13 protein-coding genes and 1 tRNA gene are annotated in these 17,173 nt (G+C 60.3%); 4 read left to right on the forward strand and 10 right to left on the reverse strand.

Going from position 1 to position 17,173, the window contains the following annotated elements; all coding sequences use genetic code 11:
- Window positions 1–64 precede the first annotated feature (64 nt).
- The gene (gene gltB / locus A6B35_RS27995) at window positions 65–4,801 is read right to left on the reverse strand and encodes a glutamate synthase large subunit (RefSeq protein WP_006199463.1); all 4,737 of its coding nucleotides are present in this window, start codon (window positions 4,799–4,801) and stop codon (window positions 65–67) included.
- A 480-nt stretch (window positions 4,802–5,281) separates the two neighbouring features.
- Here gltB and A6B35_RS28000 point away from each other — a divergent pair, with 480 nt between their 5' ends.
- Window positions 5,282–6,346, forward strand: coding sequence for a threonine aldolase family protein (locus A6B35_RS28000; RefSeq protein WP_040581746.1), 1,065 nt, complete (start codon window positions 5,282–5,284; stop codon window positions 6,344–6,346).
- On the opposite strand, the gene A6B35_RS28005 is transcribed toward A6B35_RS28000, so the two are convergent.
- The gene (locus A6B35_RS28005) at window positions 6,343–7,095 is read right to left on the reverse strand and encodes a sulfite exporter TauE/SafE family protein (protein WP_006199465.1); all 753 of its coding nucleotides are present in this window, start codon (window positions 7,093–7,095) and stop codon (window positions 6,343–6,345) included. The genes A6B35_RS28000 and A6B35_RS28005 overlap by 4 nt on opposite strands.
- Before the next feature lie 169 nt (window positions 7,096–7,264).
- Window positions 7,265–7,732 carry an Hsp20 family protein gene (locus tag A6B35_RS28010; protein ID WP_006199466.1) on the reverse strand — a complete coding sequence of 156 codons (468 nt, stop codon included), beginning with the start codon at window positions 7,730–7,732 and terminating at the stop codon, window positions 7,265–7,267.
- A gap of 458 nt (window positions 7,733–8,190) precedes the next feature.
- Between A6B35_RS28010 and A6B35_RS28015 the strand changes: the two genes are divergently transcribed.
- Complete coding sequence (locus tag A6B35_RS28015) at window positions 8,191–9,147, forward strand: alpha/beta fold hydrolase (RefSeq protein WP_006199468.1); 957 nt, start codon at window positions 8,191–8,193, stop codon at window positions 9,145–9,147.
- 34 nt (window positions 9,148–9,181) lie between these two features.
- Here the strand turns inward: A6B35_RS28015 and A6B35_RS28020 are convergent, their stop codons facing one another.
- The 3 genes from A6B35_RS28020 to A6B35_RS28030 form a co-directional block, all read right to left on the reverse strand.
- A complete protein-coding gene (locus A6B35_RS28020; protein ID WP_006199469.1) occupies window positions 9,182–9,694 on the reverse strand; it encodes a DUF1579 domain-containing protein in 513 nt (170 codons plus the stop codon).
- A 163-nt stretch (window positions 9,695–9,857) separates the two neighbouring features.
- A complete protein-coding gene (hisN, locus tag A6B35_RS28025; protein WP_006199470.1) occupies window positions 9,858–10,631 on the reverse strand; it encodes a histidinol-phosphatase in 774 nt (257 codons plus the stop codon).
- 331 nt (window positions 10,632–10,962) lie between these two features.
- On the reverse strand, window positions 10,963–11,904 hold the full coding sequence (locus A6B35_RS28030) for an N-formylglutamate amidohydrolase (RefSeq protein WP_006199471.1): 942 nt from the start codon (window positions 11,902–11,904) through the stop codon (window positions 10,963–10,965).
- A gap of 164 nt (window positions 11,905–12,068) precedes the next feature.
- On the opposite strand from A6B35_RS28030, the gene cpdR reads away from it, so the two are divergent.
- Both cpdR and A6B35_RS28040 read left to right on the forward strand, forming a co-directional pair.
- A complete protein-coding gene (gene cpdR, locus A6B35_RS28035) occupies window positions 12,069–12,431 on the forward strand; it encodes a cell cycle two-component system response regulator CpdR (RefSeq protein ID WP_006199474.1) in 363 nt (120 codons plus the stop codon).
- A 115-nt stretch (window positions 12,432–12,546) separates the two neighbouring features.
- Window positions 12,547–12,621: transfer RNA gene (locus tag A6B35_RS28040), tRNA-Val, on the forward strand.
- Between the two features lie 746 nt (window positions 12,622–13,367).
- Here A6B35_RS28040 and A6B35_RS28045 read toward each other — a convergent pair.
- From A6B35_RS28045 to A6B35_RS28060, 4 genes are all read right to left on the reverse strand, one after another.
- Entirely contained in the window at window positions 13,368–14,174 is an 807-nt protein-coding gene (locus A6B35_RS28045) for a hypothetical protein (RefSeq protein ID WP_040581747.1), read from the reverse strand.
- Window positions 14,152–15,282 (reverse strand): hypothetical protein, encoded by a 1,131-nt coding sequence (locus A6B35_RS28050; protein WP_139032158.1) that lies wholly within the window; start codon window positions 15,280–15,282, stop codon window positions 14,152–14,154. The genes A6B35_RS28045 and A6B35_RS28050 overlap by 23 nt, the downstream gene beginning before the upstream one ends.
- Window positions 15,283–15,305: 23 nt before the next feature.
- Complete coding sequence (locus A6B35_RS28055; protein WP_006199475.1) at window positions 15,306–15,662, reverse strand: hypothetical protein; 357 nt, start codon at window positions 15,660–15,662, stop codon at window positions 15,306–15,308.
- A gap of 655 nt (window positions 15,663–16,317) precedes the next feature.
- Complete coding sequence (locus A6B35_RS28060; RefSeq protein WP_065518296.1) at window positions 16,318–16,743, reverse strand: hypothetical protein; 426 nt, start codon at window positions 16,741–16,743, stop codon at window positions 16,318–16,320.
- Window positions 16,744–17,173: the final 430 nt, after the last annotated feature.

Consider the following 17,173-nt stretch of genomic DNA (forward strand, 5'->3'; position numbering starts at 1 on the left):
CCGAGGTCAGGATTGTTGATGAGGTGTCGGCCGGGAAGCCTTGCTCCCCGGCAACGCCCAAAGCCTATTCCGCCGCCACGCTCATGCGCATGCGCTCCATCTCTATCAGCGCGCGGCGATACTCGACCGGCATGATTTTCCGGAATTTCGGCCGGAAAGCCGTCCAGTTGTCGAGGATTTCGCGACCGCGCACCGAACCCGTAAAGTGGACGTGGTTCGAGATCAGCTGATAGAGCCGCTCCTCGTCGTGGCTGGTCATGTCGCCGGAGACGTCGACGCGGCCCTTGTGGTCGAGGTCGCCGCCATGATGGAGCAGCTTCTCCATAAGATCGTCTTCCTCCGGCACTGGCTCAAGCTCGACCATCGCCATGTTGCAGCGCTCGGCGAAGTCGCCTTCCTCGTCCAGAACATAGGCGACGCCGCCCGACATGCCGGCGGCGAAGTTGCGGCCGGTCTTGCCGATGACGACGACGATGCCGCCGGTCATATATTCGCAGCCATGGTCGCCGACGCCCTCGACGACGGCGGCAACGCCCGAATTGCGCACCGCGAACCGCTCGCCGGCGACGCCGGCGAAATAGGCCTCGCCCTCGGTCGCACCGTAGAGCACTGTGTTGCCGACGATGATGGACTCGGCCGCGACAATCTTGGCCTCATCCGGCGGACGGATGACGATGCGGCCACCCGACAGGCCCTTGCCGACATAGTCGTTGCCGGCGCCGACCAGCTCGAACGAGATGCCGCGCGCCAGGAAGGCGCCGAAGGACTGGCCGGCGGTGCCGGTGAGCTTGACCGAGATCGTGTCCTCGCGCAGGCCCTTGTGCTTGAAGCGCTTGGCTACTTCGCCCGACAGCATCGCGCCCGCCGAACGGTCGACATTGCGGATCGGCAGCTCGATCGTCACCGGCAGCTTCGCCTCCAACGCCGGCTTCGCCAGTTCGATCAGCTTGCGGTCGAGCACGTCGTCGATCGGATGCTTCTGCCGCTCGGTCCAGTGCACGGCCTCATGCGGGGCGTCCGGCTTGAAGAACATCCTGCCGAAATCGAGCCCGCGCGCCTTCCAGTGCTGGATCACGTCGCGCTTCTCCAGAAGGTCGGTATCGCCGATGATCTGGTCGAGATGGGTGAAGCCCATTTCGGCGAGCAGCCCGCGCACTTCCTCGGCAACATAGAAGAAGAAGTTGATGACGTGCTCGGGCGTGCCCTTGAAGCGCTTGCGCAGCACCGGGTCCTGCGTCGCGACGCCGACCGGGCAGGTGTTGAGGTGGCACTTGCGCATCATGATGCAGCCGGCCGCGATCAGCGGCGCGGTCGAGAAGCCGAACTCGTCGGCGCCGAGCAGCGCGCCGATGATGACGTCGCGGCCGGTGCGCAGGCCGCCATCGACCTGCAGTGCCACGCGCGACCGCAGACCGTTCAGCACCAGCGTCTGGTGCGTTTCGGCAAGACCCATTTCCCACGGGCTGCCGGCGTGCTTCAGCGAGGTCAGCGGCGATGCACCGGTGCCGCCGTCATAGCCGGAGATGGTGATGTGGTCGGCGCGCGCCTTGGCAACGCCGGCTGCAACCGTGCCGACACCAACCTCGGAGACCAGCTTGACCGAAACGTCTGCCGCCGGATTGACGTTCTTCAGATCGTAGATCAGCTGCGCCAGATCCTCGATCGAATAGATGTCGTGATGCGGCGGCGGCGAGATCAGGCCGACGCCCGGCGTCGAATGCCGGACCTTGGCGATGGTCGCGTCGACCTTGTGGCCGGGCAGTTGGCCGCCCTCGCCGGGCTTGGCGCCCTGCGCGACCTTGATCTGCATCATGTCGGAGTTGACAAGGTACTCCGCCGTGACGCCGAACCGCCCGGAGGCGACCTGCTTGATCGCCGAGCGTTCGGGGTTCTTGCCGCCGCCGGGCAGCGGCAGATAGCGGTCGGACTCTTCGCCACCCTCGCCGGTGTTCGACTTACCGCCGATGGCGTTCATGGCGCGCGCCAGCGTGGTGTGCGCTTCGCGAGAGATCGAGCCGAACGACATCGCCCCGGTCGAGAAGCGCTTGACGATGTCGGCCGCCGGCATGACGTCTTCCAGCGCGACCTTCTTGCGACCGCTCTCTTCCGCCAGCTTGATCTTGAACAGGCCGCGGATGGCTTGCGCCCGCGCGGTCTCGCTGTCGATCTGCGCCGAATAGTCCTTGAACGTCTCCCACGAGCCCTGGCGCACGGCATGCTGCAAGGTGGCGACCGCGTCGGGTGACCACATGTGGGCCTCGCCGCGCATGCGGAAGAGATATTCGCCGCCAACCTCGAGGCTGTTGCGCAGCACCGGATCGTTGCCGAACCCGTCAGTGTGACGGCTGACAGTCTCGCCGGCAACCTCATCCAGCCCGACGCCTTCGATCAGCGTCGCCGTGCCGGTGAAATACTTCTCGACGAAGTCAGACTTCAGCCCGATGGCGTCAAAGATCTGCGCGCCGCAATAGGACTGGTAGGTCGAGATGCCCATCTTGGACATCACCTTGAGGATGCCCTTGCCGATCGACTTGATGTAGCGGGAGACGACTTCATAGGCGTCGACCTCGGCCGGCAGTTCGCCGCGCTTGTGCATGTCGAGCAGCGTGTCGAAGGCGAGATAGGGATTGATCGCTTCGGCACCGTAGCCGGCGAGACAGCAGAAATGATGCACCTCGCGCGGCTCCCCGGATTCCACGACGAGACCGACCGACGTGCGCAATCCCTTGCGGATCAGGTGATGATGCACCGCGGCCGTTGCGAGAAGCGCGGGGATGGCTATACGGTCCGGTCCGACCTGGCGATCGGACAGGATGATGATGTTGTAGCCGCCGGCGACTGCGGCTTCCGAGCGCTCGCACAGGCGTTCGACTGCGCCCTGCATGCCGGCCGCGCCCTCGTTCGACCCGTAGGTGATGTCGATCGTCTTGGTGTCGAAGCGGTCCTCGGTGTGGCCGATGGAGCGGATCTTTTCCAGATCGCCATTGGTCAGGATCGGCTGGCGCACCTCGAGCCGCTTGCGGCGCGAATTGCCGACCAGGTCGAAGATGTTCGGCCGCGGACCGATGAACGAGACCAGGCTCATCACCAGCTCCTCGCGGATCGGATCGATCGGTGGATTGGTGACCTGGGCGAAGTTCTGCTTGAAATAGGTGTAGAGCAGCTTCGACTTGTCCGACATCGCCGAGATCGGCGTGTCGGTGCCCATCGAACCTACCGCTTCCTGGCCGGTGGTGGCCATTGGCGACATCAAAAGCTTGGTGTCTTCCTGGCTGTAGCCAAACGCCTGCTGGCGATCGAGCAGGCTGACATCCTTGCGCAGCGCACGCGGCTCGACCGGCTTCAGATCTTCCAGGATGAGCTGCGTGTTGGCGAGCCAGCTCTTGTAGGGGTGCTTGGTCGCGATCTCCGACTTGATCTCCTCGTCGGAGATGATGCGGCCCTTTTCCAGGTCGATCAAAAGCATGCGACCGGGCTGCAGCCGCCACTTCTTGACGATCCGCTCCTCCGGCACCGGCAGCACGCCGGCTTCGGAAGCCATGATGACACGGTCATCATCGGTGACGATGTAGCGCGCCGGGCGCAAGCCATTGCGGTCCAGCGTGGCGCCGATCTGACGGCCATCGGTGAACACGACCGCCGCCGGCCCGTCCCACGGTTCCATCAGCGCGGCGTGGTATTCATAGAAGGCCTTGCGGTCTTGATCCATCAGCTTGTTGCCGGCCCAGGCTTCCGGGATCAGCATCATCATGGCGTGGCTGAGGCTGTAGCCGCCCTGGAACAGGAATTCGAGCGCATTGTCGAAGCATGCGGTGTCGGACTGGCCTTCGTAGGAGATCGGCCAAAGCTTCGAGATGTTGTTGCCGAACAGCTCGGAATCGACCGACGCCTGGCGCGCCGCCATCCAGTTGTTGTTGCCGCGCACGGTGTTGATCTCGCCATTGTGCGCGACCATGCGGTAGGGATGCGCCAGCTTCCACGACGGAAAGGTGTTGGTCGAGAAGCGCTGGTGGACGAGGATCAGCGCGGTCTCAAAACGCGGATCGATGAGATCCTTGTAATAGGCCCCGACCTGATAGGCCAGGAACATGCCCTTGTAGACGATGGTGCGCGCCGACAGCGACACGCAATAGGAACCGATGTCCTTGTTGTCGTTCTCGGCGTAGATGCGGCCCGATATGACCTTGCGCAGCAGATAGAGCCTGGCCTCGTACTCCTCGTCGTCGGTAATGTCGGCTGTGCGGCCGATGAAGACCTGCCGATGGAACGGCTCGGATGCCACGATGTTGGGAGCCTTCGACAGGGACGAGTTGTGGACAGGCACGTCACGGAACCCGATCAGCGGCAGGCCCTCGGACTGCGCCGATTCGGCGATGATGTCCTCGATATGGGCGCGCAATGCTGCGTCCTGCGGCATGAACCAGTGCCCGACGCCGTACTGACCCGTCGGCGGCAGGTCGATGCCCTGCGCGGCCATCTCCTCGCGGAAGAAACGATCTGGAATCTGCACCAGAACGCCGGCGCCGTCGCCCACCAGCGGATCGGCGCCGACCGCGCCGCGATGCGTCAGGTTCTCGAGCATCGCAAGGCCGTCCTTGACGATCCCGTGCGACTTCACGCCCTTCATGTTGACGATGAAGCCGACGCCGCAGGCATCGTGCTCGTTGCGCGGATCGTAGAGGCCCTGCGCGGCGAAACCGTTGGCGGTGTGCCCTACGTTGGTCAGGGACGTATTTTTGACGGTAGCCGCTTTCGTCTGCGCGGCCTGGCCGTTGATCGCAGATAGCGTCAATTCCGTCATCGTCCTGTCCTCCGTTCCCAGCCCTTCAGGCGCTGGTTTGCCTCGGGAAGCGCATAGCTTCCCCTTCATCATTGCTGCACGTCTTGCGAAATCCTTGCCGAACCATGCGGCTTACCGCCCGGTTCGTATCCGGTATCGTACAGGCCAGAGCCGAGCCGTCTACCCGTCGCTCGCGGCAACGGCCGGAGTGGCCCAAATGATACGCCAATCCAGCCTGATTTGTGCGACAAAATAAGACAGCACTACTGTCCTAAATTTTTATGACAGAAATCCCAGACCCACACAAGACCGATTCACAAAAATGTTGGTCAATTCGCGACATAAAATTTCGCGCGGGTTGGGTAGAAACGTAACCTTCAGTCGCCACCCCCACCGCCTGGCTTGGCTGGCTTTACCGCTTTTCCAGCGCTTGGCCCTTGCGCGTCAAACCCCAAAGCAGCCATGGTCCGCCCGTTTTTCAAACCAGATACGGACCTCTCAATGTTCTTTGCATCCGACAACTGGGCGGGCGTCCATCCCGACATCTCGGCCAATCTGTCCCGGCACGCCACGGGCATCGCGACCGCCTATGGCGACGGCGAACTCGACCGCGCCGTCTACCGGCGCTTCAGCGAGATCTTCGAACGGGAGGTCGCGGTGTTCTTCGTCGCCACCGGCACGGCGGCCAACGCGCTCTCCATGGCGACATGCAATCGTATCGGCGGCGTCGCCTTCTGCCATTCCGAGGCGCATATGAACGTCGATGAATTCGGCGCCGCGGGTTTTTACACCGGTGGAGCGCGCATGTCGCCGGTCCCCGGACCGTTGGGGCGCATCAATCCGCAGGCTCTTGACCGCGCCATCACACGCTACTCGCAAGACCTCGCCCCCGCCGGCCAGCCGATGGCGGTGACGATCACCCAGGCGACCGAGGTCGGCACGGTCTACACCGTAGAGGATGTCAAAGCCGTGTCTGAGGTCGCTCGCCGCCACAAGCTGCCTCTGCACATGGACGGCGCGCGCTTCGCCAACGCCGTTGCTGCGACCGACATTTCGCCTGCGGAAATGACCTGGAAGAGCGGCGTCGATATCATCTCCTTCGGCGGCACCAAGAACGGCTGCTGGATGGCCGACGCGATCGTGGTCCTGAACCCCGACATCGGGCATGATCTGCGCCTGCTGCGCCAGCGCGCCGGACAGACCTTCTCGAAGGCGCGCTTCATCTCGGCCCAGTTCGAAGCCTATTTCACCGACGATCTCTGGCTGAGGATGGCGCGCCACGCCAACGCCATGGCCGCGCGGCTGGCCGAGACGATCGAAGACGCGCCGGCCGGCCGACTGGCCTGGCTGCCGCAGGCCAACGAGGTTTTCGCCATCCTTGACCGCGCCAGTGCCGAAAAGCTGCAGGCGGCCGGCGCCAAATTCTACGAATGGGGCGTACCCCAGGGCTTCGACGGCCACCTCGGCGACAATGAAGCGATCTACCGTTTCGTCGCCAGCTTCGCGACCACAACCGAAGAGGTCGACCACATCGGTCATTTGCTTATCGGGCCAGGAAACGGCTAGGCCAGAAAGGGCCGCACCAGCAGTTCCAGTCCAAGCAGGGTCAGGAAGATGAGGAACCAGCGCCGGAAGGTCGCCGGGCTGATCCGCTGCCTGAGCAGCTGGCCGAGCCACATGCCGAGCAAGGCCGGCGCCACGGCCAGCGCCGACGTCGCGATATGCTTGATCTCGAATGCGCCATGCGAGGCGAGGCCGACTGCCAGCGCAATGGTCGACACTGTGAAGGAAAGACCCAGCGCCTGGATCAGGTCGTCCCGGCTCAGCCCCAGCGCCTGGATGTAAGGCACCGCCGGCACCACGAACACGCCTGTGCCGCCGGTGACAAGGCCGGTTAGGAAGCCGATGGCCGGCGACCACCAGCGCTCCGCCTTGCTGGGAATGCTGAGCTGCCGCGCCAGCAGCGTGTAGGCGGCGTAGAGCACCAGAGCGGCACCAAGGCCGGCGGTCGTCCATTTGACGTTGTCGCTGGCCAGCAGCCTTGCCCCGACAACGGTGCCAATAAGGATGCCGGCCATCATCAGCCACAGCCGGCGCAGGATCGATACAAAGCTCGGGCCCGCGAACAGCTGCCATACATTGGTGACGAAGGACGGGACGATCAGCAGCGACGCCGCCGTGACCGGCAGCATGACGGTGCCGAGAAGCCCCATCGCCAGCGTCGGCAAGCCCATGCCGGTGACACCCTTGACGATGCCGGCCAGCAGGAAGGTGATGGCGATTGTGCCCGTCAGTGCCAGGGAAAAATCAGACATGCCGTCGATCCATTCGCAGGACGAAAACCTCGTTCAGCGGGGCTTGCCGCGAAAGGGCCAGTATCCTTGGTTGGGGATGGCACGGACATCAGGGCAAACAAAAAGCGGCGCCTTTCGGCGCCGCTTTCGTCTCGGGAGGAGACGGACTTGTCGTTCGAGATATCCGCGATTACGCGGCGGTCTTGGCCTCGATCTGCCTGGCCTTGGCCGAAGACGCGGTGATCGCGATCTTGCGCGGCTTCAGCTCCTCGGGGATGTTGCGCTTGAGGTCGACGAAGAGCAGGCCGTTCTTCAGCGTGGCGCCGATGACATCGACATGGTCGGCAAGCTGGAAGCGGCGCTCGAAGGCCCTCGAGGCGATACCGCGATAGAGCAGCTCGGAACCTTCGCCATTGCCCTCTTCCTTGCGCTCACCCTTCACGGTCAGCACATTGCGGTGGGCCTCGATGGAGATCTCGTCCTCCGAGAAGCCGGCAACCGCCATCGAGATGCGATAGGCGTCCTCGCCGGTGCGTTCGATGTTGTAGGGCGGGTAGGTCTGCGCGCTCTCAGGCTGGGCAAGCGAATCCAGTATGGTGAAGAGACGGTCGAAGCCGACGGTCGAGCGATAAAGCGGGGAAAAATCAACGTGACGCATGAGGTGTTCTCCTGTTGAGCAACATGGTTTGCGTTTGGCCGGTGCGAAACCCTTGAGCGGCGTTCCGGATGGGCCAGCGGTCCCGACATTGGCGACCGCATCCAACATTTGGGGAGCGCAAAAGCCCATTTCAAGATTTTTGCCGGACGGCGAATTCGCGCTTCGATGAACGGCAGATGAACCGCCGCTTCGGCGACCGTTCAGCCAGGCGGCGCTAGAGTGCGGCCAGGATCAAGAACAGGCGGCACCGATAAAGCGCCGCGACGAGGCCGAACCGGGTGTAACGTCCCTTCCTCCCGGATCGACAGAGGCCGGAAGCACGCCGCAGGCTGCTTCCGGCCTCATTCGTTGCCGGAAGGTCCTGCCTTCCCTCCAAGCGGAGGCCCTTTGCTTTTGCCACATTGGCGTCTATCACCGTGCCACGCCTCGCTGGCGCGACACGAAAAACGAAACGCCGAATGACGGACCTCTTCCACGAATTTCCTGGCAATCCGTCACCGGTAAACGCGGCAGGCGGTTACTTCACCACCCGCGACCGCAAGCGGATCCGCTATGGCCTCTTTGGCGCTGTAACCCGCCCGATCAAGGGAACGGTGGTGGTGCTGACCGGTCGCAACGAGTGCACCGAGAAATATTTCGAGACCATTCGCAACCTTACCGAAAGAGGCTTTGGCGTTGCCACCTTCGACTGGCGCGGCCAGGGTGGCTCCGACCGGCTGATCCGCGACCGGCAGCGCGGCTATGTCCGCAGCTTTCGAGAATACGCCAGCGACCTGGAACAGTTCTTCGAAGAGATCGTGCTGCCCGATTGCCGCGGGCCTTATTATATCCTGGCCCATTCAGCCGGTGCGGTGGTCGCCCTGCTTGCCTCGCCCTCGATGGTCAACCGGGTGCGGCGCATGGTGCTGATCGCCCCTTTTCTGACCTTGCCGGACCTCCCGGTGTCGATAACGACGGTTCGCCGCGTCTGCACACTGTTTTGCCTTCTGGGCCTCGGCCGGCTTTATGCCGCATGGGGACCGCGGCCGAAGCAGACCACCCCCTTCTCTGTCAACAAGGTGACATCGGATCCGGAACGCTACCGCCGCAACACGGGGATCTACGAAGCCCATCCGCAATTGTCGCTTGGCGGCCCGACGATCCGCTGGCTGAAAGCCGCCGCCGAAGCTTCCGAAGCCGTAAGCGATCCGGATTTTGTCGCCGCGATCCAGGTCCCCATGCTGGTGATCGCCGCCGGCGCCGACAAAGTCGTTTCGACCAAGGCGGTGGAGGCCTACGCCAGGCGTCTGCGCCTCGGCTCGCTGCTGATGATCGACGGCGCGCAGCATGAAATCCTGCAGGAGGCAGACATGTACCGCGAGCAATTCCTCGCCGCCTTCGATGCCTTCATCCCAGGCACCGGCGACGACGTCTGAGCGCTAGCAATCTGCAGGCGCGGTCCGTTGGAGATCAGGCCTGGCGCGCGAATTCCATGATCCAGTTGGTTTCCCAGGTCTTGCCGCCATCCGGCGAAAAGGCCTGCTCCCAGCGCGCAGACTTTTCGGTGATCCCCGACCAGAGGAAGCGGACTCGGATCGGACGCCCTTCGAAGACGTCGTCGCACAGGAACGTGCCGACGCCGTCCTCGAACGACCCGCGCATCGGCACGTCGATGGTCAGTGGATTGCGGCCGTCGATCCACCAGATCGACCACTGCTTCGTCGCCGGATCGAAGGTCCGTACCGTGGCGGCACGGTAGGCGCCGCCGGGCAATTCAATTACATTGTCGTCGACATTGCCGAGCCCGCCGAGGATCGGGCGCACGTCACACGTTCCGCCAAACATGTCCCAGTTGGTATCATCAGCCAGCCGCGTGCGCAGCCGTCGATGGCTGACCGCCCAGCGTCCGTGGAAGAAATCGAAATCGGTTCGGCCGTCCGCCGGCTTCTTGTCTGGACGGCTGGCTGTTGACTGCGTCTGCATGTGCGATCCTCCCTCAAGTGAGACCCTTCTATAGCGGAAGGATACTGACACCTGCCTGTCAGGAGGATTGCGCAATTGGATTTGGCGGCTGCCTGTTTGGTCGCCGCGCCAAGGGTTCGTCGAGATTCAGGTCAGGCCGGCATCACCTGAATATCGACGGACCCTAGCCGCGCAGTGCTGCCATCGCCGCGGCATGCAGTTCCGGCGTCGCCGCTGCCAGTATGTCGCCGCCCTTTTCCGCCGGTCCGCCGTCGAAGGTGGTGACTATGCCGCCGGCCTTTTCGATGATCGGGATCAGCGCCACGATGTCGTAGGGCTTCAGCCCGGGATCGGCGACGATGTCGACGCTTCCCGCCGCGACCATGGCGAAGGCATAGCAATCGGTGCCGTAGCGGGCGAGTTGGACCTGCTTTTCGAACTGGTCGTAGCGGGTGCGCGCCTCGCCCTTGAACAGTGCCGGCGTGGTGGTGAACAGCGTCGCTTTGCTGAGCTCCGTCGTCCTGCGCGTCGCAAGCTTGCGCGGCCCGCCCGGCCCCTCATAGTGGGAGCCGGAGGCGTTGGCGTAGAACAGCTCGCCGGTGAAGGGCTGCGACATCAGGCCGGCGACGGCATCGCCGTCGACCGTGAACCCGACCAGCGTTCCCCAGACCGGCAGGCCGGAGATGAAGGCGCGCGTGCCATCGATCGGATCGATCACCCAGACATGCCTGCTGGAGATGTTCTCGCTGCCATGCTCCTCGCCCAAAATGCCATGATCGGGATATTCCGCCGATATCAGCGCCCGGATCACCCGCTCGGCCTCGCGGTCGGCCTCGGTGACCGGGTCGAAGCCGCCCGCCTCCTTGTTGGCGACGGCGCCTCGGCTACGAAAGCGCGGCAACGTCTCGGCGGCGGCGGCATCCGCGACGCGCCGCATGAAATCGATGCTGATGTCCAACTGATTCTCCCGCGTTGCAGCATGTCGTCATTGCCGGTGATTTCGCGCCGGAGCAAGGGCTTGGGAGCCCTCCGGCGTCACGAACACTGTTGCCCGAATGTCACGCAAGCGTCATCGAAACGCAATTTCCACTTCATAGTGAATTAAAAAAGCCGTAAGTCGGTTGACATTTGTGCAGCGCACAATAGATTTGTTCTCGGACAGGTCTTCCTGTCCATGCCCTCCTTGGGCGTTTCCTCCCTAGACTTCGACCGTGTCGTGCAAACGATGCGGTCTTTTTTTGGCCGCGACACCGGCGCGCGGCGTTGACCTGTGCTGCCTGGCGCCAAACCTATTCGGCGGCCAGCGGCAGGTCGATGAAATGGTGATCTGGCATCGCCATCAGGTCGGCCGAGAACCGCGCCAGATCGTCGGCAAGCGCATCGAAGCCGGCGGATTTCTGGAACGTCCGCTCATTCATGTAAAGCCCGCGATTGACCTCGATCTGCAGCGCGTGGAGATGGCGCGCAGGCCGGCCGTAATGCTCGGTGATGAAGCCGCCAGCATAGGGCTTGTTGTGGGCGACGGTATAGCCCATGCCGGTGAGCAGGCCGATCGCCGTCTCGGTCAAGGCGGCCGTGGCGGAGATGCCGAACCGGTCGCCTACGATAAAGTCCGGCCGCACCCCATTGTCGCCGACCCTGATGCTGGCGGGCATTGAGTGGCAGTCGATCAGCACGGCATAGCCGAACCGCGCATGGGTCTTGGTCAGAAGCCGCTTCAGCGTCTCGTGATAGGGTTTGTACACGGTCTCGATACGCGCCACGGCCTCGGCCAGCGGCAGGCGGCCGGAATAGATGTCGAGCCCCTCCCCCACCAGCTTCGGCACGGTGCCAAGTCCGCCCGCCACCCGCGCCGAGCGGATGTTGCAGAAGGACGGCACCGGTTCGGCGAACATGCGCGGGTCAAGTTCCCAGGGCTCTCGATTGACGTCGAGATAGGCGCGCGGGAAATTCGCCGCCAGCATCGGCGCGCCAAGCGCTACGGCGCCGCCGAACAGTTCCTCGACATAGCAATCCTCGGACCGGCGGATGGCGTTGCGGTCGAGCCGCGCCATGGCCAGGAAGCGGTCGGGATAGTAGCGGCCGCTATGCGGCGAGTTGAAGAGGAAGGGAACGCGCTGCTCGGCGCCCGATCGGATTTCGAAGGGTGGAACGACCGAAAAATCCTCGGCTGCCGTCTTCAATTTGTGCGAACCCGGAAACAGCACTGCATCATGATTTGAAAGTGCCATCTCGCCGGCCGCATGTCCAGCATTTCAGCACCCTGACGGCTCAGCCAAAGTCGGGATAATGCTGCCATCGTTCACTTGATGTTTACCGTCACCTCCTCATATACAGGATGGTTAACGGGCTTGCCCGGCGCCAATGTCGGGGCGGGTGATTCGGACGGGATATGATGGCACGCATTCTGCTGGCGGAAGACGACGACGATATGCGCCGGTTCCTCGTCAAGGCGCTGGAGCGAGCCGGCTACCAGGTGAGCGATTTCGACAATGGCGCCAGTGCCTATGAGCGGCTGCGCGAGGAGCCTTTCTCGCTACTGCTGACCGATATCGTCATGCCCGAGATGGACGGCATCGAGCTTGCCCGCCGCGCAACGGAGATCGATCCCGACCTCAAGGTCATGTTCATCACCGGTTTCGCCGCCGTTGCGCTCAATCCGGATTCAAAGGCCCCGAAGGACGCCAAGGTCCTGTCGAAGCCGTTCCACCTGCGCGACCTCGTCAATGAGGTCGAAAAGATGCTGCAGGCCGCCTGAAGCACTTCCGGCTCGATCCCGGCGCCTCCTCGGCGGCGCGACAAAACGAGCCTTTCTTTCCCTTTTCGACCTATTGACGCGCTGGATCAAAAGTGGTGTATGCGCGGCTTCGGATGGGCGTGTAGCTCAGCGGGAGAGCACTGCATTGACATTGCAGGGGTCACAGGTTCAATCCCTGTCACGCCCACCATCCAGACAAGCCTACGTGCTTCCCTTGTCGTGCTTCACTGCGCTCCGCACTCCCGAAAAGACTGAATAAATTCAGCTGCTTACGCAGTCTATGATCTTTTCTAGAGCTACACAAGCCATCCGAAGCCGCGCATAGACAGTCAGACACGACACCAAAGGAGACGACAGGCAGGGGCAATGAACTGTGCCAGCAGTGTGCCAACCGCCTTCGAACGCTCCCACAGGCACCCCCACCTAGGGGTACAGGGGGGACGCACCCGGTCCCGAGCATTAGGTATGGCCATCTGAAATTTTCTCACAGAAATTCTGGGAGTTTCACCGGGGGGAATTCTCTGGGCTATCGACAAACAAAAAAGCCAAGGGCGGTCCCTACTATTGGAATCCGGAATATCGGTTTGGCTTTCGGACTTGTCTAATTGCTTTGGTCGATAGCTCTTGCCCAATGCGTCTGGGCTATTGATTCACTTGTCGGACTCCGCCAGTCGGTTCGATCAAGCGTAGCCCGCCGGTGGCGGGTGACAACAGTTTGATAAGGTGAGTCCAATGTCCAGAGTTATTGAGCAGGAGTCATTGGAGAGACCATAAGGGATATGACCAATATATTATGTCGAATTCCAATAGCTTTGGTTCCAATAGTAGGGAATTTAATTGTATGAAGAACCTATAAAGGAACCCTATATGAGTTGATCATACATTTAATTGTTATTTTGTCTGGCCTCGAAGGAACCAAGGGAATTACCGCTGCGGTCATACATTTATCGGTAGGCGTCTTATGAACCGGCTGCCACCGCCACGACCTCGCGTCGATACGTACTCCCAACCGATATGCTTCAGCGCAATCTGGAAGCCCTTGTGGCCGACGATGTCTTTCAGGAAATTAGGCCGACTGACCCCGATCTCCTCCATGACCTCTGAAGCGTCAATCTCGGTTCTCCCGTCTTGCTCGGCTCTTTTCAGTAGCTCAATCGTCTGGCCGACCTTGCCGCCTAACTGTTTCTCGGCATGGGAAGGCACCCAATCGATAACCTCCGAATCGGGGAAGATCACCGAAAGCTGTTCCCTCGGGAATCCGTTCCCCCGGTCTGTCGAGAAGACGACATAAAGCTTGCACCCTTCGGGACATCCACCGTTGACCGTCTTGCGTATCGATCCACGACAAGCGGCCTGAAAGATATGGTGTGAAATCTCCCCGATCCGAGTTGCCCTGAAATCATCGTCCGAGAAATCATCCTCGACAGAAGCCTTCTTCGCTCCCCTGCCGGTCGCTTCATATTGAGCCACGTTGTATTGGAGTATCCCGGCCAGGATGACGTGCTTGCAATCCTTGAACTCGTTCGTCGCCGTATGCCGTCCCCAATTGACGAACTGGACCCCTCTATCCGGCCCGACACGCTCCGACACTTCAGCAATCATGTCGGACTCACCACGGCAAAGCTTCTCGGCTCCACGATGGGTGTATGTCTTCGGCTTGTGATAGACGACTAGGACGCCTTCATCATCCGGCAGCGACTTGATGACCTCCGCTATCCCGTCAGCAAGGGAATGGACGCTCACGGTTGCGATATGCCGTCTTCCCTGCACCTTGGTCCCAATGGTGGATCGTCAGCCCCTGATATGATTTGGGAGGCGAGTAGAGCTTCTGCAATCCGCCCCTGTGTTCCTCCCAAAATCCATACGTCTTTCGAAGTCCTCCGGACGCATCGAGGATGAGCAGCGGAGTCATGTCAGGCGGCAGAATGTCTTCGTAATCGAGACCAACCGCCCCGTTCAGATTGTCCTTTCTAACCCGGACGACACGTCCTGAGAGAGAATGGAGCGCTTCAGCGGTATCCTTGTCCCGACCGGTGAAATAGCCCCTGAAGTCGTCATGGCTGAGATTCTCACGGTCGATATCCGGCATAGTGATCCGGTCACCGTCATGTTTGCCAAGCGAGATAGCGAACTCTTCAATCGAGGCTGCCAACTCAGGCTTCTTGGGTCGAAGGTCCCTCAAAATTCCAAGGAGCGAATCTTTGTCGAGCGTCAGCGCTGTCGACGGGAGAATGGCTTCGTCCCAGACTTTGACCTTCCGGACCTTGCCCTTGTAATGGAGCTGCTTCATTCCGGCAAAGAGCGTCCCGTTCTTCGAATAGCCCTCAAGGCGGTTCTGTGTCGTGAATAGGACTCGGGCATCTTCCGGTGTTGGATTGCCGAGTGCGTTTATTCCTTCGTCCGACGTCAGGACCCCGACGTCTTTCTTATCAAGCCCCATCGCCTCAATCAGCGCCTTGATCTCCTCCAGCCGAGACAAGAAGTAGATCACGCCATCGCCTTTGAACCTTTCATCAGCGAGAAATGCCTTCGTCGCTTCAATGGCAATTGTGGTCTTGCCCATCCCCGGAGAAAGTGACGACATAAACCGTTTGGGGATATCTGCCTCCTCGGCCATCGCTTCAAAGAGGTCCGCAATTTCTTTCAGCCCCAGCCAATGTTCGTCAGACGGCGAATGGTCGAATTCGGGGGAGGAGAATTTCTCCCGTGCCGTCTTGATTGCACGGCTCGCCAGCGGCCCAGAGGTCCCATCCTCCAGCAACGCCGCAAGGGCATTGAACGAGCCTTCCTCGGAGGTCCCATCAGGGACAGAGCCCTTGGGCTCTCCAGGCACCCCCAACATGTCAGCCACGCTGCTGAATGAAGTCGTTAGAGTTATAGCCAATGCGGTATTCCCTTCAGTTCTTCCAAGCTTCGCTTGTCGAAGCGATCATACGGCTCAGCTAGTTCATCCGGCTGTCGATCCCTGATGAGGGAAACCACTCGAAGCGCCACCTTGTCCCAGTTCTTGCCAGCCAGGAATCTAGCACCCTCGACAAGCTCCTTGAACGTCTCGTAAGACCTGAAGTCCCGCCCCCTCTTGCGAAGGACATACCGGTAACTTCTAGGCTCAACGACAGGCACCCTCATGTCGGCTGATCCTCTCTGAGATGCACCCTCAAGCCAGACGATCCTCCGCAGCACGACAGACCAGACTTCATCAATCTTCACTTCGACAGAGGACTGGCTCATGCTGCCACCTCTGCGTTAATTACTTTCCGAAGGAGCTTCGTATCGAACGGCTGACGCTGTCCTGACGGACGAAAGCGACCTCCCATAAGATCAACCGGAAAATCTGTCTTTTTAAGGAGGCTAGACCCCGTTTTTACCTCGGGTAATGTATTGTTTTCATTAGATAATTTTTGATGCTTGCACGGCTTCCCGGCACTACCCCCCTCTGTGGCCTCTGGGACGCTAAAATCAGCCACGTTTACACGGCTTCTCTGACGCTCCAGACGCTTATAACGGGCAAGATGTCGGGGATCATCTGAGGTACGTCCCGCACGCTTCGCTCTAGCCTTTGAGTTGACCCCTTCTGAAATGAAGGATCAAAGTCTGCGGTCAGACAATGAAGGCCACGGGGTCAGATGGCAAAATGAGGTCGAATAAAAATACCCTATCCTCAACTATATCTTCTCACGAATCATGGTAAAAGTCAAGAGCAAGATCAAGCATATTTTACATATCTACTATAAGTTATTGCAATCATTACTTAATTTATTTTCAGTACAGTTAAAAATCATAGGATGTATGCCACAATAATAAAGTATAATCTCCAGAATAAACCACGACCTCGGATAAGCTATTGGAATTTATGCGGAATGTTTGTCACGCCCATTGAAATTGTTCACTTTTGCTTTGTCAGTTCATACTCCCGATCAAGCTTTATAACGGCTTCGCTGGCACGCTCGATCCTCTTAGACAAGTCGGAAATATCTTTTGGGGTCACGGCTTTTGTGATCGACAAAATCAATTGCTTTTGTCTCGACTGCACATTCACAATCTTGGGAGTTATTTGCATCCGGCGGACTGACCCGTCTTGAGGTAAATCAGTCCAAAAATCGTGGATCATACGATTCCGTTCGGGGCGAATACCTTCATCGATCTCACGTAGAGTCTGTTGAAGGCGGTCATACCAGTCGTCGCTCGGCTTGTGTTTGAACCCTATCGCCAGCAATGCCCGAACCTTCTCCCTGAATTCCATCAGGCCCAGCAAAGTGTTTTTGGTCGTGGGATCAGCGATGCCAGTCAACGTGTTGAGCAGCAACGTCACGTCCAAATTCCAGGCTGCTCCAAAGGACGCAGAGTTTCCCTAGACGGTTTGCGTGGACCCGGAATTTCTTGGATCGGTTTTGAACGTACGATCGAGTGACATCGTGAACCATGTCAGCCCCCAAAGACGAAGATCAAGATAGGCGTTTTGAATACGACGCCAAAGGGCAGAAGCCTAGTGTCAGGCGGGACCTCTGTGCCTTAGGCTCGACAACAAAAATGATAGGTCCGGAGGACTACGAAGGGCGCAGCCCGAGCAAGGTCTCTCGCGCGTGCGCGTAAGAGATTCTCTTAGCTAAGAGGTTCTCTTGGTACCTAGAGGTTTTTCTAATTGCTTTGGTACCAAGAGGTTCTCTTAGCAACTGAATCTCTTAGAGCCCTGTTCCGTAGGACCTGAATCTCCCAGTTCCCCTCGATAGCCTTCTTTCCAG

This window comes from Mesorhizobium amorphae CCNWGS0123, assembly GCF_001686985.1.
Lineage (GTDB): Bacteria > Pseudomonadota > Alphaproteobacteria > Rhizobiales > Rhizobiaceae > Mesorhizobium > Mesorhizobium amorphae.